Raw genomic sequence first — 21,273 nt, forward strand, 5'->3', positions numbered from 1 at the left:
CTCACGGGCGCAGCGAGATCGTCTCCCCGCGCACGACGGTCCGCAGCTCACCCGGCGCCCGCCGCTCGGCGACCTCCCGCACGAAGTCGCCGAGCGGCGAGGCGAACCGGTCGTAGTCGTCGAAGTGCACCGGCACGGTGACCGGCGGCTTCAGCAGCTCCACCAGGTCGGCGCCCTGCCGGCCGTCCATGGTCACCGTGAAGCCCAGCGCCCTGGTCCCGCCCAGGTGCGGGACGACGACGTCGAGCGGGCCGCACCGCTGCAGCACCTCGGCGAGGTAGGGGCGGAAGAGCGTGTCGCCGGTGATGTACCCGCGCCAGGTCACCTCGCCGCCGCGGAGCAGCTCCAGCACGCTGCCCATGACCGGCGGCAGCACCTTCGCCAGCAGGCCGGGGCCGTGCTCACCGGGCACCGAGGTGATCCGCAGCGTCTCGCCGTCGCCGCCGATCTCGTGCACCTGCCAGGGCCGCAGGTCGGCCGTGGCCGAGAAGCCGCGGGAGCCGAGCGTGCGGGCCGCCGCCTGGGTGGTGACGACCGGCGTGGCCTTGTCGATGGTGGCGTAGGCGATCCGGTCCCAGTGGTCGCCGTGCAGGTGGGAGAGCAGGACGGCGTCGAGGTCGGGCAGGTCCTCCGGCAGCAGCGCCGGGTCGGTCAGCCGCTTGGCGAACAGGCCCTTGCCCAGGTACACCCGCTCCCCGCGGCGGACGAAGTTCGGGTCGGTGAGCAGGGTGAACCCGCCCAGCCGGAGCAGCGTCGTCGCGTTGCCGCCGAAGGTGAGGGTGACGTCGTCCGGGCCGGTCATGCGCGCCCCCTACCCCGCGCGGCGGGTGGTCAGCCGCGCCGGCGCAGCGCGGCGACCAGCACCGCGGCCACGGCGGTGAGCAGCAGCGGGTGCAGGAAGGCGAGCGCCTCCAGGCCCTCGCCGAAGCCGGACTCCCGGTAGCGGGTCACGCACACCACCGCGGTGACGAACTGCGGGCCGACCAGCGCGAGCACCAGGACCCGCGCCACCACGGGCCGCCGCCGGCCGGCGAGCGCGGGCACCGGCGCCAGCAGGAAGGCCAGCCACCACCAGCCGCTGACGAACTCCGTCCGGTAGGAGTCGCCGCCCAGCGGGACGAGGCCGCGCGCGGTCGCCAGGGCCAGGACGCCGACCGCGGCGGACGCCGCGAGGAGGGCCAGGACGGCGGCGAGGTCGGCACGGACCCGGGCGTGGAGCACCCGGCCATCCTGGTAGACAGAGGCGATGGTGCAGCCCCGGGACGTCGACGAGTCCTTCCTCGCCCTGCCCCTGTCCGCGCTCACCGAGGCGGCGCTCACCCGCGCGGTCGACCTCGGCTGCGAGCACGCCGACCTGCGAGTGGAGCGGATCCGCACCCAGTCGATCACCCTGCGCGACGCCCGCCTGGAGGCGCTCGCCGACGGCGAGGACCTCGGCCTGGCCGTCCGGGTGGTGCACGAGGGCACGTGGGGCTTCGCCGCCGGCGTCGTCCTCACCGCCGCGGAGGCCGTGCGGCTGGCCGAGCAGGCGGTCGCCGTGGCGAAGGTGTCGGCCGCGGTCGCCAGCGACCGCGTGGAGCTGGCGCCGGAGCCGCCGCACGAGGGCAGCTGGGTGTCGGCCTACGACGTCGACCCCTTCGAGGTACCCGACGCGGAGAAGACGGCGCTGCTCACCGAGTGGTCGGAGCGGCTGCTGGCCGCCGACGGCGTGGAGCACGTGCAGTCGGGCTGCACCCACGTCAAGGAGCAGAAGTACTACGCCGACACCTCCGGCACCCGCACCCGCCAGCAGCGCGTGCGCATCCACCCGGTGTTCGACGCGCTGACCGTCGACCGCACCACCGGCGCCTTCGAGAGCATGCGGACCCTCGCCCCGCCGGTCGGCCGCGGCTGGGAGTTCGTCACCGGCGGGCACTGGGACTGGGACGGCGAGCTGGCCGAGCTCCCCGAGCTGCTGCGCGAGAAGACCAAGGCGCCCTCGGTCGAGCCGGGCCGCTACGACCTCGTCGTCGACCCGTCCAACCTGTGGCTGACCATCCACGAGTCGGTCGGCCACGCCACCGAGCTCGACCGCGCGCTGGGCTACGAGGCGGCCTACGCCGGGACGTCGTTCGCGACCGTCGACAAGCTCGGCAGCCTGCAGTACGGCTCGCCGCTCATGCACGTGACCGGCGACCGCACGGTGGACCACGGCCTGTCGACCATCGGCTGGGACGACGAGGGCGTCGAGGCGCAGCGGTGGGACATCGTGCGCGACGGCGTGCTGGTGGGCTACCAGGTCGACCGCAACACCGCCCGGCTCGGCGGCATGGCGCGCTCCAACGGCTGCGCGTTCGCCGACTCGCCGCGGCACGTGCCGGTGCAGCGGATGGCCAACGTCTCGCTGCAGCCTCACCCCGACGGCCCCGACCTCGCCGGCCTGATCGGCGGGGTGGAGCGCGGCATCTACGTCGTCGGCGACAAGAGCTGGTCGATCGACATGCAGCGCTACAACTTCCAGTTCACCGGCCAGCGCTTCCACCGGATCGAGGGCGGGCGGCTGGCGGGGCAGCTGCGCGACGTGGCCTACCAGGCGACGACGACGGACTTCTGGGGCTCGATGCGCGCCGTCGGCGGGCCGTCCACCTACCGCCTGGGCGGGGCGTTCAACTGCGGCAAGGCCCAGCCCGGCCAGGTCGCCCCGGTCAGCCACGGCTGCCCGGCCGCGCTCTTCGAGGGCGTGTCCATCCTCAACACGGTGCAGGAGGGCGGGCGATGAGCCGGCTGACGGCGCAGCAACTGGTGGAGGAGGTCCTGGCGGCCTCGACCGCGGACGGCTGCGTCGCCTACGTCGTCGAGAGCACCGAGGCCAACCTGCGGTGGGCGTCGAACAGCCTGACCACCAACGGGGCGATGCGCTCGCGGCAGGTCGTCGTCGTCTCGTTCGTCGACGGCGGCGCCGGGATGGCGGCCGGCACGGTCGCGCGGACCGGCACACCGGACGTCACCGCGCTGGTGGCCGCCAGCGAGCAGGCCGCCCGCGACGCCGGCCCGGCCGAGGACGCCGTGCCGCTGCTGAGCGAGCCGCCGGCGGGGGCGGGGGACTGGGACGCCGACCCGGCCGAGACCTCCATCGAGGTGTTCGCCGAGTTCGCGCCGGCGCTGGGGGAGGCCTTCGGCGGCGCCCGGGACCGCGGCGACCTGCTGTTCGGCTACGCCGAGCACTCACTCACCACGACCTACCTGGGCACCTCGACGGGCCTGCGGCTGCGGCACGACCAGCCCAGCGGCCGGGTGGAGCTCAACGGCAAGAGCACCGACTTCTCCCGGTCGGTGTGGGCCGGCGTGGGCACCCGCGACTTCCGCGACGTCTCGGTGCCCGACCTCGCCGCCGACGTCGAGCGCAAGCTCGGCTGGTCGCAGCGCCGGGTCGACCTCCCCGCGGGCCGGTACGAGACCCTGCTGCCGCCGTCGGCGGTCAGCGACCTGATGCTCTACGCCTACTGGACGATGGAGGCCCGCGACGCCGACGAGGGCCGCAACGTCTTCGCCCGGCCCGGCGGCGGCAACCGGATCGGCGACCGGCTGGCGCAGCTGCCGCTGACGCTGCGCAGCGACCCGGCCGAACCGGGCCTGGAGGCCGCCGCGTTCCAGGTGGTCGGTAGCTCCTCGGCCGCCGCGTCGGTGTTCGACAACGGCATGGCGACCCCGGCCGTGGACTGGATCCGCGACGGCGTGCTGACCAACCTGGTGCGGCCGCGGGCGTGGGCGCTGAAGACCACCGCGCCGGCCGTGGCCGCCGTCGACAACCTGGTCCTCGAGGCGCCGGACACCACCGCCACGCAGGACGAGATGGTGGCCGCCACCGACCGCGGGCTGCTGCTGACCACGCTCTGGTACATCCGCGAGGTCGATCCGCAGACGCTGCTGCTCACCGGCCTGACCCGCGACGGCGTCTTCCTCGTCGAGGGCGGCGAGGTGACCGGCGCGGTGAACAACTTCCGGTGGAACGAGTCGCCGGTGGACCTGCTGGGCCGCATCTCGCAGGCCGGCCGCACCGAGCGGACCCTGCCGCGCGAGTGGAACGACTGGTTCACCCGCGCCGCCATGCCGCCGGTGCGGGTGCCGGACTTCAACATGAGCTCGGTGTCCCCCGCCAGCTGAACGTCGCCGGGGCGTTCTCCGACCTTTCGGGGTCCTGCAGCACCCCGGGGGCGCGCACGAGACCCCGGAGAACCTCCGGGGTGCCTCCCGGCGGTGGCGCCGTCGCACGACCGTCAGGGGCGGTCCGATCGCTACCCTCCGAGGCCACCCGGTGACGGGTGCCGGACAGCGGGGGTGTCGTGGTGTTGGCAGCGGGCGCACGGGTCGGCGGGTATGAGATCGTCCGGCGGCTCGGCGCCGGTGCCATGGGCGCGGTCTATGTCGCCCGTCACCCGAACCTGCCCAAGGACGTCGCCCTCAAGGTGCTCGCGCCGGGACTCATCGCCAGCGCCGAGTCCCGGGCCCGCTTCGCCCGGGAGGCGGAGGTGCTGTGCCGACTCGACCACCCGAACATCGCCGGGGTGCGCGACCGCGGCGAGGAGGGGGACGTCGTCTACCTGGTGATGGACCTCGTCCCGGGACCGGACCTCGAGTCCGTCCTGATGGAGCAGGGGACCTTCGCGCCGGAGCGTGCTGTGGCGGTGGTGGAGGGCGTCGCGGCCGCGCTGGATCACGCGCACGACCAAGGGCTCGTACACCGGGACATCAAGCCCGCGAACGTCCTCCTGCGCGACGTGGGGACCCTGGGTGAGCGGGCCGTCGTCACTGACTTCGGCATCGTCCGGGACCTCGACGCCGCCCGGCTGACGGAGGTGGGCGTCCCTCTCACTCACGCCTACGCTGCACCAGAGCAGTTCGCCGGGACGACGCCGGACCGCAGGACGGACGTCTACGCCCTCGGTGCGCTGCTGTTCGAACTGCTCACCGGCCGTCGAGCCTTCGACGCAGACCTCCCCGCTGCGCTGATCGCGGCTGCGCTCTACGGGCCGGTGCCCGACCCGCGTGCGCTGCGTCCAGATCTCCCGGCGCCCTTGGCTGAGGTCTGCACACGTGCCATGGCGAAGGTCCCGTCCGACCGCTACCCGACGGCCGGCGCCCTCGCCGCCGCGGCACGGTCGGCGCTCGACCGGCCCGGGCCGGCGCCGGAGACCGTCCGCGGGACGCCCCTGGTCCCTCCGCCACCTGGTGCCATCCCGCCACGCGGCGACGTCCCGAAGCCCGGCGCCCTCCCCCCACCCGGCACCGTCCCACCCGCCGGGCCCGGTGGGCCAGTGCCTTCGCCCGCACCGGGCGCCGACGTCCCCGGACGCGAGGTGTTGCCTCGCCCGCGACGGAGGCGCCAGGCCGTGACGGCCGCTGTTTGCGGTGCGGTGCTCGCCCTGGCCGGCGGCGTGGTCTGGGTGGTGTGGCCCGATCCGGCGGCACCCGGGACCGACGGAACGGTGGCCGCTCCGACGTCGACCGATGTCCCCGGCCCCACGGAGGACGCAGGCGGTGGTGACGTCCCCGGCACCGGCACGCAGGCTCCGGTCGCGCCCGGGACCTGCCTCGACGCGGCGGGCACCCCGAGCTCCTGCGCCATCCCCCACGCAGCCGAGGTGGTGGCCACGGACGGTCCCTGCGACGTCGCCACGCTGCTCGGCCACCTCGGCGGCGTCGCGGGCGAGGACGTGCTGCGCGCCTCAGTGGTCCCAGCGTCCCGGACGGTCGACGGCGCCACCGTCTGCGTGGTGGATGTGCCGGCGGACGCGCCGCCCGGGCCGGCGCGCGATGTCCTGCTCGGCGCCGACGACGATGCGTGGCGGCGGTGTGCCGACGAGGTGGGGCGAGAGGTGTCCTGCGAGCGACCGCACCGGACCGAGGTGGTCGCTGAGGCAGTGGGGGGAACTCCCCTCGACTGCCGGCAGCGCGCGGACTCCTACCTGGGCAGGCCCTTCGACCAGGTGGACGCCGAACTCCGGCTCCTTCCCGAGGCCGCCGCGTGCGTGGTGGAAGTGCGCGGCGACAACGTGCTCGTCGCCTCGCTGCGCCGGCTCGGGACCGGTGCACTGCCGGTGGAGGGTGGCGCGGGCCGGGACTGATCCGGTCGCAAGTGCGGCCTCAGCGGACCTCGACGTCGGTCAGGACGGCGGTCACCGCGCCGCTGCACTCGGGGTCGTCCTCGTCGAGCGCCAACTCGATCCTCAGGGCGTTCACGCCCTCGACCGGGATGCTCAGGGTCAGGACCTCGTTGAAGGGCACGCTGCGGATCTCAACCTGTGCGTTGTTCGCCAGCACCTGCACGGTCAGCTGCTGGTCGGAGCTCCGTGAGTCGTCGGCCTGGGCCACGGAGAGTTCGAGAGTCTCGAAGTTGTTGCCCAGGCGGAGCTCCAGCGCGTCCTCACGCTGGAACCCGTAGCAGGAGGACACGTCCGTGGCGATCCCCTGGACGTCCTGCTGACCGGCGACGTCGTACCGCTCCTCCTCCCAGGACGAGCCCGGCTCGAAGAAGTCGCGCAGGGTGAGACGGCGGCCGGCGTCGTCGGTCTCCAGCGGGCCGCCGGAGCCGGTCTCCGTCGCGGACGCCGTGGTGGGTGCAGTCGTCGTCGGTGCTCCGGTGGTCGCGGTCGTGGTCGCCGCGGTCGACGTCGTGGGGGCGGCCGAGGTGCCCTGCGTCGGTGCGGCGGTGAACGACCCCCCGCCGCCGCACGCCGCCGTCGCCACCAGGCAGGCCGCGGCCACGCCCGCTTGCAGTGCCCGGATCCCGCTGTCCCACTGCACGGCCATCCCCGTCCCCCGTCGTCCGTGTTCGTCGCCGGAGGATAGGGCACCCGGGCGTTCCGGGACGGCCCCGCGGATACGGAACGAGGATGGTCACCGACGGTCGCCGGCGTCCTCCCCGTCGGCCACCGGGCCTAGCGTGACGCCGTGCGCGTCGGCATGCGGATCCGGTACGACGGCGGCTTCCACGAGGTGGCGGCCGAGATCAGCGAACTCGAGCGGGCCGGCCTGCAGCTGGTCTCGGTGGCCGAGGCCTACAGCTTCGACGCGGTCAGCCAACTCGGGTACCTCGCCGCCGTCACCGACCGCCTGGAGCTGACCAGCGGCATCCTGCAGGCGTTCACCCGCACGCCCACGCTGACGGCGATGACCGCGGCCGGCCTGGACGCCGTGTCCGGCGGGCGCTTCACCCTGGGCCTGGGCGCCAGCGGCCCGCAGGTGGTCGAGGGCTTCCACGGCGTCCCCTACGACGCACCGCTGGGCCGGCTGCGCGAGATCGTCGAGATCTGCCGGGCGGTGTGGCGGCGCGAGCGCATCGAGCACCGCGGACGCCACTACTCGATCCCGCTCCCTCCCGACCAGGGCACCGGCCTGGGCAGGCCGCTGAAGCTGGTCAACACCCCGGTGCGCGAGCGCATCCCGGTCGCCATCGCCGCCATCGGGCCGAAGAACGTCGAGATGACCGCCGAGGTGGCCGAGGGCTGGGAGCCGATCTTCTTCGTGCCGGAGAAGGCGGCCGAGACCTGGGGCGCCCCGCTCGCGGCCGGGACGGCGAGGCGCGATCCGGCGCTGGGGCCGCTCGACGTGCGGGTCGGCGTCCCGTGTGCCATCGGGGAGGACGTCGCACCGCTGCGCGCCCGGGAGCGCGCGCAACTGGCGCTCTACGTCGGCGGCATGGGCGCGCGCGGGAGGAACTTCTACAACCAGCTCGCCGTCCGCTACGGCTACGCCGACGCCGCGGCGACCGTGCAGGACCTCTACCTCGCCGGGCGCAAGGAGGAGGCCGCCGCGGCCGTCCCCGACGAGCTGGTGGCGGCCACCTCGCTGGTCGGCCCCCGCGGCTGGGTGGCCGAGCGGCTGGCGGCCCTCCGCGACGCCGGCGTCACCACGCTGGTGACCTCCCTGGTGCAGCCCGACCGTGCCGGCCGGCTGCGCACCGTCGAGCAGCTCCGGGAGCTGGCGGACGCGCGCTGACCTCCGGCTAGCGTGCGGTCCCGGGTGCTCCGCCGGGGAGCGCCGGGAGGAGACCTGCCGTGACCGACCCCCAGACGACCACCGTGCCCGAGGGCCTGACCGTGGCGGTGCTCGGCGGCACCGGCCCGCAGGGGCGTGGGCTGGCCCGCCGGTTCGCCGCGGCCGGCGTGCGCGTCGTCCTGGGCAGCCGGGACGCCGGGCGCGCCCAGGCCACCGCCGCCGACCTCGCCGCGGCCACCGGCGGGGACGTGACCGGCGACGACAACCGCGCGGCGGCCGGCGCCGGGGACGTCGTCGTGGTCGCCGTGCCGTGGGACGGCCACGCGGACCTGCTCGCCGACCTGCGAGGGGAGCTCGCCGGCAAGGTCGTCGTCGACTGCGTCAACCCGCTGGGCTTCGACAAGCGCGGCGCCTTCGCGCTCGCCGTCCCCGAGGGGTCGGCCGCCGAGCAGGCCGCGGGCCTGCTGCCCGACAGCCGGGTGGTGGCCGCCTTCCACCACGTCAGCGCCGTCCTGCTCGAGGACCCGGAGGTCGCCGAGGTGGACACCGACGTCCTGGTGCTCGGCGAGGACCGCGAGGCGACCGACCTGGTGCAGGCCCTCGCCGGCGTCGTCCCCGGCATGCGCGGGGTCTACGCGGGCCGGCTGCGCAACGCCCACCAGGTCGAGGCGCTCACCGCGAACCTGATCAGCGTCAACCGCCGGTACAAGGCGCACGCCGGGCTGCGGGTCACCGACGTGTGACCGCGTCGCGGCTGGGACGCGTGTGACGACGGAGACGAAACCGACTGCCATACCGCACGGCTGCTCCTCCCAAACACGGATTGCGCACTACCTTCTGCGCAACCGCACCAGCCCCCCAGGGACGGGGGTGTCGAGGGGAGCCCGCCATGACCCGCACGCAGAAGCCCTCCGTCTTCCAGGTGGGCAGGATCTGGGACGACGGCCGCACCATCGTCGTCTCCGGGTGGGGCATCGGGCTGTGCGCCTCCTCGTGCGCCTGCCACCGCCACCCGGTCTCGGGGACCCTCGCCATCGACGAGGACCAGGCCGGCGGCACGCTGGGGCTGTCCAGCTTCCGCCCGGACGGCTGCGACTGCTGCGAGCCGTGGACGGCCGACGAGCTCTCCGCCGTCCTGCGCGACCTGCAGCTGGTGACCGGCCTCGACGCCGAGGAGCCCCTGGCCGGATGAGGGAGGACCCTGCGGGGCCGGTGCCGTATGGCACCGGCCCCGCTGGGTACCGGGCCCTCCATGCTGGGACGAGCGGCGCTGCGCGGCGCCCTGGCCGGTCTGGCCGGCACCGCGGCGATGACGGTGGCGACCAAGGTCGAGCAGCAGGTGACCGGCCGGCCGGACTCCTACGTGCCGGGCCGCACGATCACCGCCCTGGCCACCCGCCGCCGGCCCCCGGGGTCGGAGCGGCCGTTCGTGCGCAACCACCTCATGCACTGGGGCACCGGCGCGGCCGTGGGCGCCCTGCGCGGGATCTGGGCAGCCAGCGGGCTGCGTGGCTGGCGCGGCTCGGCGTGGTTCACGTCGGTCCGGCTGGCCACCGACCAGACGCTGGAGAACGCCACCGGGGTCGGTGACCCGCCGTGGACCTGGTCGCGCCGTGACCAGGTCGTCGACGTCGCCGGCAAGGCCGTGTACTCCTTCGTCACCGGCGCGGTCGCCGACGCCCTCGTCCCCCTCGTCCCCGACCGCAGCCACCGCACCCGCTCCTGACGCCCTCCGGCCCGCCGTGGTGTGGGTGGGGTCCCCGCGCCGGGTGGGGCCGGTGTGACACCACCGGTCGACGGGCCCGCGCGCCGCGGTCACCCTGGGGTGTCCGTCTCCCTACCGTCCGTGCAGGACGTGAGGGAGCCGCCACCCGGCGGCAGGGGGGACGGCGACAGTGCAGCGCAACCGGACGACGGGCCACCGCTGGTCGGGTGCGGCCGTGGCCGCCGCCGGCCTGCTCGCCCTCGTGCTCGCCCCCACCGCCGCCTCGGCCGCGCCGGCGACCGCCGAGGAGGCCGCCGCGCTGGTCGAGGAGACCGGCCGGCAGCTCACCGCCCTCGACGAGCAGGTGCACCAGGCCGAGCTCACCGTGCAGGCCCGCCAGCAGGCCGCCGCGGACGCCGAGCGCGCCGCCGCGGACGCCGAGGGGACGCTCGCGCAGTACGCGCCGCAGATCCGCGCCATCGCCCAGACCGGCTACACCGGCGGCACCCGGTCGCGGGTGGCCGCCTTCCTCGGCAGCGACTCCGCCGACGACCTCGTCGCCCAGATGACCACCCTCGAGCTCATCGCCGACCACACCGAGGGCGTGCTGGCCGAGGTCGCCGCCGCCCAGGCGCACGCCGAGGAGGCCCGCACCGCCGCCGACGCCGCCGGGGCCGAGGCCGAGGCCGCGCTGGCCGCGCTGCACGACCAGCAGGCCCAGGTGCAGGCCCAGGTCGACGCCTACGAGGCCGACTTCGCGCGGCTGTCGGCCGCCGAGCAGACCGCCGTCACCACCGCACTGGCCGGTCCCACGCTGGCCGCGCCCTCCGCCGAGACCGCCGCGGCCGCCGCGCCCGGCCCGGCCGCCGCCGTCGCCGTGCAGACCGCGCTGGCCCAGGTCGGCGACCCCTACGTCTGGGGCGCCTCCGGCCCGGACGGCTTCGACTGCTCGGGGCTGACGCAGTACGCCTACGCGGCGGCCGGCATCTCGCTGCCGCACTCCAGCGGTGCCCAGTCGTCGATGGGCACGCCGGTGTCCCGCGCCGACCTCGTGCCGGGCGATGTCGTCTACTTCTACTCGCCGGTCAGCCACGTCGGCCTCTACGTCGGCGACGGCAAGATGGTGCACGCCCGCACCTTCGGCTCCCCGGTCGCGGTGACCAGCGTGGACGTGTCCGGCTACCGGGGCGCCGTCCGCGTCGCCTAGCGCGGGCCGTAGCGTGCCCCGGTGACCAGGGCACCGCAGCGTCCGCAGCCTGCCCTGCGCCCCGAGGCCATCGGCTTCCTCGACGCGCTGGTCATCGGCCTGGCCGCCACCTCGCCGGCGTACTCGCTGGCGGCGGTCATCGGGCCGATCGTGGCCCTGGTGGGCGTGCACGCCCCCGGGGTGGTGCTCGCCTCCTTCGTCCCGATGCTGCTCGTCGCCGGGGCCTTCGCCGCGCTCAACCGGGCCGACCCCGACTGCGGGACGACGTTCTCCTGGGTCACCCGCGCCTTCGGCCCCACCACCGGGTGGATCGGCGGGTGGGCGATCGCGATGACCGGCGTGCTGGTGGTCGGCTCGCTGGCGGAGGTCGGCGTCCGGTTCACCCTGCTGGCCCTCGGGCTGGAGGCCTGGGAGGCCTCCACGCCGTTCGTCGTGGCGCTGAGCGTGCTGCTCGTCGTGCTGATGGCGGCGCTGTGCGTGCTGGGCACCGAGCTGTCGGCGCGGGTGCAGAGCGGGCTGGTCCTGGCGCAGACCGTCGCGCTGGCGGTGTTCGCCGTGGTCGCCGTCGTCCGCGGGGTGCGGGGGGACTCGCCGTCCGGCGGGCTGACGCCGTCCTGGGACTGGCTCGACCCGTTCGGGGCCGGCGGTGCCGCGCTGACCGGGGGCCTGCTGCTCGGCGTCTTCGCGTACTGGGGCTGGGAGTCGGCGGTCAACCTCACCGAGGAGACCCGCGACCCGCGGCACGCGCCCGGCCGCGCGGGGGTGCTCTCCACCGTCGTCCTGCTGCTCACCTACCTCGGGGTCGCGGTCGCCGTCGTCTCCTTCGCCGGCACCGGCTTCCTGGCCGGCAACGCCGACGAGGAGGAGGCGGTGTTCGCGCTGCTGTCAGAGCAGGTGCTCGGCGGGTGGGACTGGGTGGTGCTGGTCGCCGTCGCCACCTCGGCGGTCGCCTCCACGCAGACGACGATCATTCCGGCGTCGCGGACCGGCCTGTCGATGGCGCGGCGGGCGGCGCTGCCGGCCCGGTTCGGCTCGGTGTCCGAGCGGTTCCGGACGCCGGACGTGTCCACCTGGTGGGTCGCCGGCGTGGCCGTGGCCTGGTACGTCGGCGTGCACCTGGTCAGCGAGAACGCGCTGCTGGACTCGATCACCGCCCTGTCGCTGCTCATCGCGCTCTACTACGCCCTCACCGGGCTGGCCTGCGCCTGGTGGTTCCGCCGGCGTCTGACCCGCGGCGTGCGCCACCTGCTGCTGCTCGGCGTCGGCCCGCTGGTGGGCGCGGCGGTGCTGCTGTGGCTGCTCGTCCTGTCGGTGCGCGACCTCGCCGACCCGGCCAACAGCTACGGCGGGCAGGCCTGGTTCGGGCTGGGGCCGCCGCTGGTCATCGGCGTCGGCATCCTGCTCGCCGGCGTCGCCCTCATGCTGCTGTGGCGGTGGCGCGACGGCCGCTTCTGGCAGGAGCGCCCGGGCGTCAGTGCGGGGTACGGCCCTCGGCGAGCATCGTGACCAGCGCGGCGACCCGCTTCGCGCGCGTGGCCGGGGTCGCCGCGGTGTGCACCCGGTGCAGGACGGCGTAGCGGTTGCGCCCGTCGAGGCCGGCGAAGGCCGCCTGCGCCGCGGGCTGCGCGGCCAGCGCGGCGGCGAGGTCGTCGGGGACGGTGATCGTGGCCGGGCCCGCGTAGGCACGGTCCCAGCGGCCGTCGGCCCGCGCCGCCTCCACCTGGGCCAGGCCCGCCGGGCGCATCCGGCCGGCCGCGGTCAGCTCCTCGACGGCGGCGACGTTCTTCTGCGACCAGACGCTGCGCGGTCGCCGCGGGGTGACCCGCATCAGGTACGAGCGCTCGTCGAGCCGGTTGCTGCGCCCGTCGATCCAGCCGAAGCACAGCAGCGACTCGACCATCTCGGCATGGGTGAGCGGCGGCACCCCGGCGCCCTTCTTCGCCAGCTGCACGTAGCAGCCGGGAGCGGTGGCGTGCTCGGCCTCCAGCCACGCCTCGAACGCCGCCTGGTCGGGGAAGGCGAGCACCGGCAGGTCGGTGGGCGGGGTCACGGGCACGGTCATGGGCACCGATCCTGGCCGCGCCGCCGCCCGGTGCGCCACCCTGTGCGGGTGGACCGGGCCAGCGACGTCCTCACCGCCGACCTCGAGCCCCGGCCGGGTGGGCCGGTGCGGCACTGGGTCCGGGTGGCCGGCGCGTTCGCCGCCGAGATGGCGCAGGGTCTGGTGCCCGCACCCACCGTGCTCGACGTCGTGGTGCGCCGCCGCGACGACGGGACGGAGGTGCTGCGGGTGCCCGGCGAGGACCCCTCCGCGCACCTGCTGTCGGCGGTCCGCGACGAGCTGGCCGCCGTGGAGCCGGAGGAGTTCCTGGCCCGCTGGAGCGTGCGCACCGGCTGAGCGCGCTCAGAGCTGCGCGCGCAGCACCTCCGCGGCCAGCGCCAGCGAGCGCATCTTGCCCTCGGCGGCGGCCCGGGGCAGGTACTTCAGGCCGCAGTCGCTGGAGAGCACCAGCCGCTCGACGTCGACGTCGTCCAGGGCCCGCCGCACGCGGTCGGCCACCACCTCCGGCGTCTCCACCTCCGGCGTGGACAGGTCCAGCACGCCCAGCGCGATCCCCTTGCCGCGCAGCGGCCGGAGCGAGGCGGGGTCCAGGTGCGACTGGGCGGTCTCCACCGAGACGGTGTCCACCGGGGTGTCGGCGAGCTCGGGCAGGAACGAGTAGCCCGCCGGGCGCTCGGCGACCATCGCCGCGTAGCCGAAGCACAGGTGCAGGTGCACCGGGCCGGGCGCGCCCTCGACCGCCCGGGTCACGGCCTCGGCGCCGTAGCGGCGGGCCACCTCCGGCCGCGCCTGCAGCCACGGCTCGTCGACCTGGACGACGTCGGCGCCGGCGGCGAACAGGTCGGCGATCTCCTCGCGGACGACGTCGGCGTAGGCCAGGGCCAGCGCGCGGTCGTCGCCGTAGTGCTCGTCCTGGGCCTGCTGCGCCATGGTGAACGGCCCCGGCAGCGTGGTCTTCACGGCGCGGTCGGTGGCAGCACGGAGGAAGGCCACGTCGCGGGCCTGGATGGGGCCGCGGCGGCGGATCTCCCCGACCACCCGCGGCACCGGGATCGGCTGCCCCGACCGGTTGCGCACCGTGCCCGGGGTGTCGACGTCGACGCCGTCGAGCGCGGTGGCGAAGTGGTTGGAGTAGGACTCGCGGCGCTGCTCCCCGTCACCCACCAGGTGCAGGCCGGCCCGCTCCTGGGCGCGCACGGCCAGCAGCGTCGCGTCGTCCTGGGCCTCCTCGAGCAGCTCGGGCGCCGGCCGCCACAGCTCGCGGGCGCGCACCCGCGGCGGGAACTGGTGCGCCAGGCGGTCGGAGTCGATGAGCCAGCCCGGCTGCGGGAGGCTCCCGACGACGGTGGTGGGCAGCGGCGGCAGCGGGGCGGGCACGCAGGGAGTCTGCCCCGGACGGGGGCACGGGCTCGCGACCCGTCCCGTGTGGTCCGCCTGGAGGACGGTCGTGGTCCTGCGCTCCGCCGCCGACCGGCCTGGGGCCTGGGCTGGCTGCTGCTCGTCTCCGGCAGCACCGGCCCGGACGGCGTCGCCCCCGGAGGAGACCGTCGAGCACGGGTGGTGGCAGCGCAGCGCGTCGGGCTCCTCCCTCGACCTGCTGGTCGTCCTGGGACTGGTCTCGACGGCCCGGGCGGTCACCGACCTCCGGCTGGACGCCGCCGCCGTGCTCACCGCCACCGTGCTCACCGCCGCCGTGCTCACCGTCGTCGTCGTCGCGCTCGCCGACGTCACGGTCCGCATGGCGGTGCCGAGCCGGCGCGAGGCCTGAGCTCCGGTCCACCCCGGACTGACCGGTCGGTGCCGCGGGGCGCCCGTCGTGCGGCTGTGCTGGGGTGGGGTCGTGGCGGACAACTACATCGCGGAGCACGCGTTCGGCGCCCCGGCCATCGACCCGGAGGCCTTCGTCGCGCCGACGGCGGTCGTCGTCGGCGCGGTGACCATGGGGCCGCGCTCGAGCATCTGGTACGGCGCGGTCGCGCGGGCCGACGCCGAGGTCATCGAGATCGGCGAGGGCTCGAACGTCCAGGACGGCTCGACGCTGCACTCCGACCCGGGCTTCCCGCTCGTCGTCGGCAGGGGCGTCACCGTCGGGCACCGGGTGGTGCTGCACGGCGCGCGGGTCGACGACGACGTGCTGGTCGGCATGGGCAGCGTGGTGATGAACGGCGCGCACATCGGGTCGGGCTCGATCGTGGCCGCCGGCGCGGTCGTCACCCAGGGGACGCAGGTGCCGCCGGGCTCCCTGGTCGCCGGCGTCCCGGCCAAGGTGGTCCGGCCGACCACCGAGGACGACCTCACCCACATCCGGCTCAACGCGCAGAGCTACACCGAGCGGCTGCCCACGGCCCGGGAGGTGCGCCCGGTCGTGCGCGACGGCTGAGACCGCCGGTCCCGTCGGCTCAGCCGGCCCCGGCGAGGCGGGCCACCGCGGCGCAGACGTCCTCGACCGGCAGCGCCATCGTCGCGTCGCCCACGGCGAGCTCGACCCGCAGCACCGACGGGTCGCCGGTGGTCGCGGGCTCGGCCCAGGTCCACAGCCCCTCCTCGGCCAGCCCGCGGGCGGCCGTGCGGAAGGCGTCGGGCGTCGTCGCGAGCAGGAGGTGCAGCATCGGCGTCTGCGGCGGGTCGGGGACCACCCGCACACCGGGCAGGCCGCGGACGGCGTCGGCGACCTCCCGTGCCCGCCGCAGGTACTCCGGCACCCGCGGCAGCCGCTCGCGCAGGCAGGTCAGCGCCGAGGCCGCGCCGGGCCACAGGCCGAACAGGGTGCCGCCGAGCCGGTGCCGCCACTCGCGGACCTCGGCGACGTGGTCGGCCGGTCCGGCCAGGCAGCACCCGGCCAGCGCGCCGATGCCCTTGTAGAAGCTGACGTAGACGGTGTCGAAGGGCGCGGCGAGGTCCGACGGCGGCAACCCGTAGCCGGCGGAGGCCTCCCACAGCCGGGCGCCGTCGAGGTGGGCCACCGAGTGCACGTCGTGCGCCCAGGCCACCTGCTCGACGACGTCGTCCCACGGCGGCAGCTGCCCGCCCAGGTCGCGCTGCGGCAGCTCCACCACCAGCGCGGCGGGGGACTCGGCGACGGCGTCGAGGTCGGCGCGCAGCAGCAGCCGGTCGCGGTCGCCGACCGGGCGCGGGACCAGGCCGTGCAGCCGCTCGAGCGCGCCGCCCTCGTGCTGGAACAGGTGGCACTGGGGGTGCGCGACGACGGTGCGCCGCAGGGTGCGCCCGGCGTGCACCCGCAGCGCGGCCTGCTGGGCCATCGTGCCGCTGGGCAGGTACACCGCCGCGGGCTTGTCCAGCAGCGCCGCGACCTCGGCTTCCAGCTCGGCCACCACGCCGCCCGCGCCGTAGCGGTCCACCGCGGTGCCCGCGGGGATCGTGGCCAGCAGGGTCTCCGCGCGCACCGGCCCGTGGCCGGACAGTGCCCGGTCGCAGGACAGCCGCAGGGCGTCGAGGTCGTCGTCGCTCACGTGCCCAGCAGACCACGCACCAGCGCCCCGACGGCGTCGGCCTCGATGAGGAAGCCGTCGTGCCCGTACGGCGAGGACACCACCTGCAGCGGGACGCCGAGCGCCTCGGCCACCTGCTGCTGCAGCGCCAGCGGGTAGAGCCGGTCGCTGTCGACGCCGGCGACGACGGCCCGCGCCGTCACCCGGGCCAGCGCGGCCGCCACGCCGCCGCGGCCGCGGCCGACGTCCCAGGTGTTCATCGCCTCGGTGAGCACCACGTAGCTGTCCGGGTCGAACCGGCGGACGAGCTTGTCGGCGTGGTGCTCGAGGTAGGAGGCGACGGCGAAGCGGCCGTCGGCCTGCACGGTCGTGCCGAACCGCTCGTCGAGCTCGAGCGCGCTGCGGTAGGTGAGGTGCGCGATCCGCCGGGCGATGCCGAGGCCGGCGACCGGGTCGGCGCGGACGGCGGCCTGCTGGGTGGTCTGGGTGCCCAGCTGGTCGGCGGTGACCGCGGCGCCCGAGGCGAGGAAGAACAGCCCGGCCACCCGGTCGGGCAGCGCCACCGCCCACTCCAGCGCCCGCATGCCGCCCATCGACCCGCCGACGACCGCCGCCCACCGGCGCACGCCCAGGGCGTCGGCCAGCGCGGCCTCGACCAGCACCTGGTCGGCCACCGTCACCTCGGGGAACCGCGGGCCCCACGGCCGGCCGTCGGGCGCGGTCGACGAGGGCCCCGTCGTCCCCTGGCAGCCGCCGAGCACGTTCGCGCAGACGACGAAGAGCCGGTCGGTGTCCAGGGGCGCGCCCGGCCCCACCAGCGGCGCCCACCAGCCCGGCGTCGGGTGGCCGGGGCCCGCGGGACCGGTGACGTGGCTGTCGCCGGTGAGCGCGTGCTCGACGAGCACCGCGTTGCCGCCGTCGGGGGCGAGCTCGCCCCAGGTCTCGTAGGCGACCCGCACGCCGGGCAGCACCCCGCCGCGCTCGAGGTGGACCGGTCCGTCCAGGTCCAGGAACAGCCGGTCCCCGGTGGGGTCGCCGTCGCGCCACCCCCCGGTGCGCGGCGGGGTGCGGGACGCCGGGACGTCCCGCACCCCCGTCATCACGCCCCCTTGGCGGCGCGGAACCCCGCCTCGAGGTCGGCCAGGATGTCCTCGATCCCCTCCAGGCCCACGGCCAGGCGGACCAGTCCCGGCGTGACGCCGGTGGTCAGCTGCTCGTCCTCGGTGAGCTGCGAGTGGGTGGTCGAGGCCGGGTGGATGACCAGGCTGCGGACGTCGCCGATGTTGGCCACGTGGCTGTGCAGCTCCAGGGCCTCGACGAACCGCTGCCCCGCCGCGCGGCCGCCGTGCAGCTCGAAGGTGAGCACCGCGCCGGCGCCCCGCGGGGCGTACCGCTGCTGCGCGGCGTGCCACGGCGAGGAGGGCAGGCCCGGGTAGTTCACCCGGTCCACCTCGTCGTGCGCCTCGAGGAACTCGGCGACGCGGAGGGTGTTCTGCACGTGCCGCTCCATCCGCAGCGACAGCGTCTCGATGCCCTGCACGACGAGGAAGGCGTTGAACGGCGAGATCGCCGGGCCCAGGTCGCGCAGCAGCTGCACGCGGGCCTTGAGCGCGTAGGCCGGCGCACCGAGGTCGGCGTAGACGACGCCGTGGTAGGTCGGGTCGGGCGTGGTGAACCCGGGGAACCGCCCGCTGCGCCAGTCGAAACCGCCGCCGTCGACGATGATCCCCGCGATCGCGGTGCCGTGACCGCCGAGGTACTTGGTCGCCGAGTGGACGACGACGTCGGCGCCGTGCTCCAGCGGGCGCTCGAGGAACGGGGTGGCGATCGTGTTGTCGACGATCAGCGGGACGCCGTTGCGGTGGGCCACCTCCGCCACCGCGGCGACGTCGAGGACGTCACCCTTCGGGTTGCCGATGCTCTCGCCGAAGAACGCCTTCGTGTTGTCGCGGACCAGGGCCTGCCAGGCCTCCGGGTCGTCGGGGTCCTCGACGAAGGACACCTCGACGCCGAGCTTGGGCATCGAGTGGTGCAGCAGGTTGTAGGTGCCGCCGTACAGCGACGCGGAGGCGACGACGTGGTCGCCGGCCTCGGCGACGTTGAGGATCGACAGCGTCGTCGCCGACTGCCCGCTCGCCACGGCCAGCGCCGCGACGCCGCCCTCGAGGGAGGCCACGCGCTGCTCGAGCGCGTCCTGCGTCGGGTTCATGATCCGCGTGTAGATGTTGCCCATCTCCGCCAGCGCGAACAGGTCCGCGGCGTGCTGGCTGTCGCGGAACTGGTAGGCGGTCGTGGCGTAGATGGGCAGCGCCCGGGCACCGGTGGTCGGGTCGGGGCTGGTGCCGGCGTGGATCTGCCGGGTCTCGAAGCTCCAGCTCTGGGGGTCGGTCAACGCGCCGTCTCCTCTCGTTCCGGAGGACCTGCGGCGCACAGGTGCTCCGTCCTTGCCGCGCGGCGGTCGCCGCACGGCCGGCTCTTCCCCTGGGAGCACCTCAGACGGAGGAGGAGGTTGCCGGACAGCCAGCCAGGTACTTCACGCTGTCGCTCAGGAGCCTGCGGCGACCCTAGCGGGCCACCGGGCAGGTCCGGCAGGGGGTCAGGTCGGCGGGGAGGGGGCCCCGGTCGTCGCCGGGGCCCCCGGGGTGCCGGCCGGTGGCCCGCTCGTCGTCGGCCCGGTCGTCGGCCCGACGGTCTGCGGGGTGTCGGTGGTCGTCGGGCCGTCCCCCGAGGTCGGCGCGCCCGTCGTCGGCCCGGTCGTCGTCGGCCCGGTCGTCGGCTCCGGGCTCGTCGGCTCCGGGCTCGTCGGCTCCGGGGACGTCGCCGGCGGCACGCTGGTCGTGGGCGCGACCGTCGTCGCCGGTGCCGGGGCGGGCGCCGGCGTGGTCGTCGTGGTCCCGCCGGTCGGCCCGGTGCCGCCGGTCGCCTCCGGCCGGACGTAGAGGTGCAGCAGGCCCAGGCCGAGGAAGAGCAGCACCAGGACGACGGTCGAGGTGCGCAGCCGGCCGATGTGCCCGGGCACCCGCCTGCGCAGGAGCCCGGTGAGGCCGAAGCGCCCGCGCGCGGCCGGGTCGCCGCCGCCGGCGCGCCCCGCGTCGGGCCGCGGGCCGCCGGGGACGGTCACTGCTGCGCCCCCTGGCGGACCGGGGGCGCGGCCGGGTCCGGCGGCGGCGCGGGGCTCAGGGTGAGGCCGGCGCGGCGGAAGGCCAGCACGATCCGCTCGCGCAGGTCGCGGCCCACCTCGAACTGCCGGCCGGGCAGCGTGCGGGCCACCACCCGCACGTTGACCTGCTCGAGGTCGATGCTCTCCACGCCCATGACGCTGGGCTCGTCGAGCAGCAGGCGGCGCAGGCCGGGGTCGGCGAAGGCGTCGCGGCCCACCTCGCGGAGGATCCCGTTGACGCGGCTGACGTCGGCCGTCGTCGGCACCGGGACGTCGACCACCGCCCGCGCCCAGTCGCGGGAGAGGTTGACGACCTTGACGATCTGGCCGTTGGGCACGGTGATCACCTCGCCGTCGGCGGAGCGCAGCCGGGTGACCCGCAGCGTGACGTCCTCGACCGTGCCGTCGGCCGGGTCGCCGCCGCCCACCACCTGGATCGAGACGACGTCGCCGAAGCCGTACTGCCGCTCGGTGATGAGGAAGAACCCGGCGAGCACGTCGCCGACGATGCGCTGGGCGCCGAAGCCGAGGCCGACGCCGAGCACGGTGGCCGGCGCCACCAGCCCGGTGACCGGGACGCCGAGGCGGTCGAGCACGTAGAACACCGCCACCGTGTAGATCAGCACGATGAGCGCCCAGGTGATCACCTGCGTGAGCGAGTGGCGGTGCTTGGCGGCCTCGGAGCGGACCAGCACGTCGCCGCCGGTGGAGCGGGCGTCGATGCGGTCGGTGATCCGCGTGCCCACCCAGGTCACGAACCGGGCCAGCAGCACCGAGCCCAGGATGATCAGCACGATCTGCAGGCCGCGGTCGGCGAGCCAGTCGAGCAGGTCGGTCAGCGGGCCCATGGCAGGTCGGGACCTCCCCTCCACGTCGGGTCGGCCACCATCCAACCGGGTCGGCCGGGCGGGCGGCTCACCGCGGCTCGACGAACAACGAGGCCACCGACCGGCCGATGCGCCCGCGGGTGTCGTGGAGGTCGGCGGCGCACTGCCCGACCCCGGTCGGGCCGAGGGTGGTGGCGGCGTCCATGGCCAGCCACTCGCCGGCCGGCTGCCGGAAGAGTGCGACGACGAGGTCGACGTTGGCGAAGGTGGCCCGCGACCAGTCCAGCTCGGCGGAGATGCCGCTGGCCGCGTCGGTCATCACCAGCAGGTGCTGCAGCGGCGTGATCGGCTCGCCCTCGACCAGGGCGCACAGCGGCCGGGTCCAGGCGGCCGCGGGCCCCGGCCCGGTCAGCGAGCCCGCGGCCGCCCGCCACTCCAGCGACCGGTGGTAGGCGACCTCCTGGCGGAAGACGGAGAACTGCGCCGGCGCGCTCTCCTGCGGGCCGACCGGGAGTGGTGGCGCCGGGCTGGCGGTGTCGGCGCTGTCCGCCGTCCGCACCCGCCACGCCGTCAGCCGCATGGCGGTCCGGCCGCCGGCCTCCAGCGCCGCCTCGACCAGCTCGATCCGCCGGCCCGGCCGGACCACCCGGGCGGCGACCCGCACCGGGCCCACCGGCACCGGCCCGAGGACGTCGAAGGCCAGCCGCACCGTCTGCCCGCCGGGGATCCCGCTCGCCCGCTCGGCCTCCCGGGCCAGCAGCGCGGCCGGCGGCCCGGCGTGCTGCAGGCCCGGGTCCCACGGGCCGATGGTCAGCGCGGTGGCGACCAGGCCGTCGCCGTCGGGCAGGTAGAACGCGGCGGGCAGCTGCACGCCCGGCAGTCTGCC

23 protein-coding genes and 1 riboswitch are annotated in these 21,273 nt (G+C 75.8%); of the genes, 12 read left to right on the forward strand and 11 right to left on the reverse strand.

From position 1 onward, the window contains the following. Position 1: 1 nt before the first annotated feature. Together BMZ33_RS21480 and BMZ33_RS21485 are read right to left on the reverse strand one after the other, a co-directional pair. Entirely contained in the window at positions 2–802 is an 801-nt protein-coding gene (locus tag BMZ33_RS21480; protein ID WP_091116401.1) for an MBL fold metallo-hydrolase, read from the reverse strand. Between the two features lie 29 nt (positions 803–831). Then, a complete protein-coding gene (locus tag BMZ33_RS21485) occupies positions 832–1,221 on the reverse strand; it encodes a hypothetical protein (RefSeq protein ID WP_091116404.1) in 390 nt (129 codons plus the stop codon). 25 nt (positions 1,222–1,246) lie between these two features. Here BMZ33_RS21485 and BMZ33_RS21490 point away from each other — a divergent pair, with 25 nt between their 5' ends. The 3 genes from BMZ33_RS21490 (at position 1,247) to BMZ33_RS21500 (ending at position 6,104) form a co-directional block, all read left to right on the forward strand. Next, positions 1,247–2,758 carry a TldD/PmbA family protein gene (locus tag BMZ33_RS21490; protein WP_091116407.1) on the forward strand — a complete coding sequence of 504 codons (1,512 nt, stop codon included), beginning with the start codon at positions 1,247–1,249 and terminating at the stop codon, positions 2,756–2,758. Beyond that, positions 2,755–4,143, forward strand: a complete 1,389-nt coding sequence (locus tag BMZ33_RS21495) for a metallopeptidase TldD-related protein (protein WP_091116411.1) — start codon at positions 2,755–2,757, stop codon at positions 4,141–4,143. The genes BMZ33_RS21490 and BMZ33_RS21495 overlap by 4 nt, the downstream gene beginning before the upstream one ends. Positions 4,144–4,322: 179 nt before the next feature. Continuing rightward, on the forward strand, positions 4,323–6,104 hold the full coding sequence (locus BMZ33_RS21500; RefSeq protein WP_136697380.1) for a protein kinase domain-containing protein: 1,782 nt from the start codon (positions 4,323–4,325) through the stop codon (positions 6,102–6,104). A 19-nt stretch (positions 6,105–6,123) separates the two neighbouring features. Here BMZ33_RS21500 and BMZ33_RS21505 read toward each other — a convergent pair whose 3' ends face one another. Further along, on the reverse strand, positions 6,124–6,789 hold the full coding sequence (locus BMZ33_RS21505; protein WP_091116416.1) for a hypothetical protein: 666 nt from the start codon (positions 6,787–6,789) through the stop codon (positions 6,124–6,126). A 141-nt stretch (positions 6,790–6,930) separates the two neighbouring features. Here BMZ33_RS21505 and BMZ33_RS21510 point away from each other — a divergent pair, with 141 nt between their 5' ends. From BMZ33_RS21510 to BMZ33_RS21535, 6 genes are all read left to right on the forward strand, one after another. Next, positions 6,931–7,977 carry an LLM class F420-dependent oxidoreductase gene (locus BMZ33_RS21510; RefSeq protein ID WP_091116420.1) on the forward strand — a complete coding sequence of 349 codons (1,047 nt, stop codon included), beginning with the start codon at positions 6,931–6,933 and terminating at the stop codon, positions 7,975–7,977. A gap of 59 nt (positions 7,978–8,036) precedes the next feature. Beyond that, positions 8,037–8,720 (forward strand): NADPH-dependent F420 reductase, encoded by a 684-nt coding sequence (gene npdG, locus BMZ33_RS21515; RefSeq protein WP_091116424.1) that lies wholly within the window; start codon positions 8,037–8,039, stop codon positions 8,718–8,720. Positions 8,721–8,866: 146 nt separating this feature from the next. Next, positions 8,867–9,169 (forward strand): hypothetical protein, encoded by a 303-nt coding sequence (locus BMZ33_RS21520; protein WP_091116428.1) that lies wholly within the window; start codon positions 8,867–8,869, stop codon positions 9,167–9,169. A 60-nt stretch (positions 9,170–9,229) separates the two neighbouring features. Then, on the forward strand, positions 9,230–9,703 hold the full coding sequence (locus BMZ33_RS21525) for a hypothetical protein (protein ID WP_091116645.1): 474 nt from the start codon (positions 9,230–9,232) through the stop codon (positions 9,701–9,703). A gap of 214 nt (positions 9,704–9,917) precedes the next feature. Beyond that, entirely contained in the window at positions 9,918–10,889 is a 972-nt protein-coding gene (locus BMZ33_RS24565) for a C40 family peptidase (RefSeq protein WP_169064689.1), read from the forward strand. Positions 10,890–10,910: 21 nt separating this feature from the next. Then, positions 10,911–12,395, forward strand: coding sequence for an APC family permease (locus BMZ33_RS21535; RefSeq protein WP_091116434.1), 1,485 nt, complete (start codon positions 10,911–10,913; stop codon positions 12,393–12,395). Here the strand turns inward: BMZ33_RS21535 and BMZ33_RS21540 are convergent. Continuing rightward, positions 12,361–12,951 carry a YdeI/OmpD-associated family protein gene (locus BMZ33_RS21540; RefSeq protein ID WP_091116438.1) on the reverse strand — a complete coding sequence of 197 codons (591 nt, stop codon included), beginning with the start codon at positions 12,949–12,951 and terminating at the stop codon, positions 12,361–12,363. The genes BMZ33_RS21535 and BMZ33_RS21540 overlap by 35 nt on opposite strands. Positions 12,952–12,999: 48 nt before the next feature. Here BMZ33_RS21540 and BMZ33_RS21545 point away from each other — a divergent pair, with 48 nt between their 5' ends. Continuing rightward, complete coding sequence (locus tag BMZ33_RS21545; protein ID WP_136697381.1) at positions 13,000–13,287, forward strand: hypothetical protein; 288 nt, start codon at positions 13,000–13,002, stop codon at positions 13,285–13,287. A 6-nt stretch (positions 13,288–13,293) separates the two neighbouring features. On the opposite strand, the gene BMZ33_RS21550 is transcribed toward BMZ33_RS21545, so the two are convergent. Next, on the reverse strand, positions 13,294–14,328 hold the full coding sequence (locus BMZ33_RS21550) for a uroporphyrinogen decarboxylase family protein (RefSeq protein ID WP_091116445.1): 1,035 nt from the start codon (positions 14,326–14,328) through the stop codon (positions 13,294–13,296). Positions 14,329–14,398: 70 nt separating this feature from the next. On the opposite strand from BMZ33_RS21550, the gene BMZ33_RS21555 reads away from it, so the two are divergent. Beyond that, positions 14,399–14,719, forward strand: coding sequence for a hypothetical protein (locus BMZ33_RS21555; RefSeq protein WP_136697382.1), 321 nt, complete (start codon positions 14,399–14,401; stop codon positions 14,717–14,719). Between the two features lie 72 nt (positions 14,720–14,791). Continuing rightward, a complete protein-coding gene (locus BMZ33_RS21560; RefSeq protein ID WP_091116451.1) occupies positions 14,792–15,331 on the forward strand; it encodes a gamma carbonic anhydrase family protein in 540 nt (179 codons plus the stop codon). 19 nt (positions 15,332–15,350) lie between these two features. Here BMZ33_RS21560 and BMZ33_RS21565 read toward each other — a convergent pair whose 3' ends face one another. The 6 genes from BMZ33_RS21565 to BMZ33_RS21590 all read right to left on the reverse strand — a co-directional run bounded on the left by BMZ33_RS21565 (position 15,351) and on the right by BMZ33_RS21590 (position 21,258). After that, positions 15,351–16,421: a threonine aldolase family protein gene (locus tag BMZ33_RS21565; protein ID WP_091116454.1), complete on the reverse strand. Its 1,071-nt coding sequence runs from the start codon at positions 16,419–16,421 to the stop codon at positions 15,351–15,353. Beyond that, a complete protein-coding gene (metX, locus tag BMZ33_RS21570) occupies positions 16,418–17,500 on the reverse strand; it encodes a homoserine O-acetyltransferase MetX (RefSeq protein ID WP_091116648.1) in 1,083 nt (360 codons plus the stop codon). The genes BMZ33_RS21565 and metX overlap by 4 nt, the downstream gene beginning before the upstream one ends. Continuing rightward, positions 17,500–18,792: a bifunctional o-acetylhomoserine/o-acetylserine sulfhydrylase gene (locus BMZ33_RS21575; RefSeq protein ID WP_091116456.1), complete on the reverse strand. Its 1,293-nt coding sequence runs from the start codon at positions 18,790–18,792 to the stop codon at positions 17,500–17,502. The genes metX and BMZ33_RS21575 overlap by 1 nt, the downstream gene beginning before the upstream one ends. A 43-nt stretch (positions 18,793–18,835) precedes the next feature. Further along, a riboswitch (SAM riboswitch) is annotated at positions 18,836–18,953 on the reverse strand. Between the two features lie 43 nt (positions 18,954–18,996). Continuing rightward, complete coding sequence (locus BMZ33_RS22875; protein WP_136697383.1) at positions 18,997–19,521, reverse strand: Rv3103c transmembrane domain-containing protein; 525 nt, start codon at positions 19,519–19,521, stop codon at positions 18,997–18,999. Beyond that, positions 19,518–20,408: a mechanosensitive ion channel family protein gene (locus BMZ33_RS21585; protein ID WP_091116462.1), complete on the reverse strand. Its 891-nt coding sequence runs from the start codon at positions 20,406–20,408 to the stop codon at positions 19,518–19,520. The genes BMZ33_RS22875 and BMZ33_RS21585 overlap by 4 nt, the downstream gene beginning before the upstream one ends. Positions 20,409–20,475: 67 nt before the next feature. Continuing rightward, positions 20,476–21,258, reverse strand: coding sequence for a thioesterase family protein (locus BMZ33_RS21590; RefSeq protein WP_091116465.1), 783 nt, complete (start codon positions 21,256–21,258; stop codon positions 20,476–20,478). Positions 21,259–21,273 lie beyond the last annotated feature (15 nt).

The sequence above is a fragment of the Geodermatophilus dictyosporus genome, from assembly GCF_900115505.1.
Classification (GTDB): Bacteria; Actinomycetota; Actinomycetes; order Mycobacteriales; family Geodermatophilaceae; genus Geodermatophilus; species Geodermatophilus dictyosporus.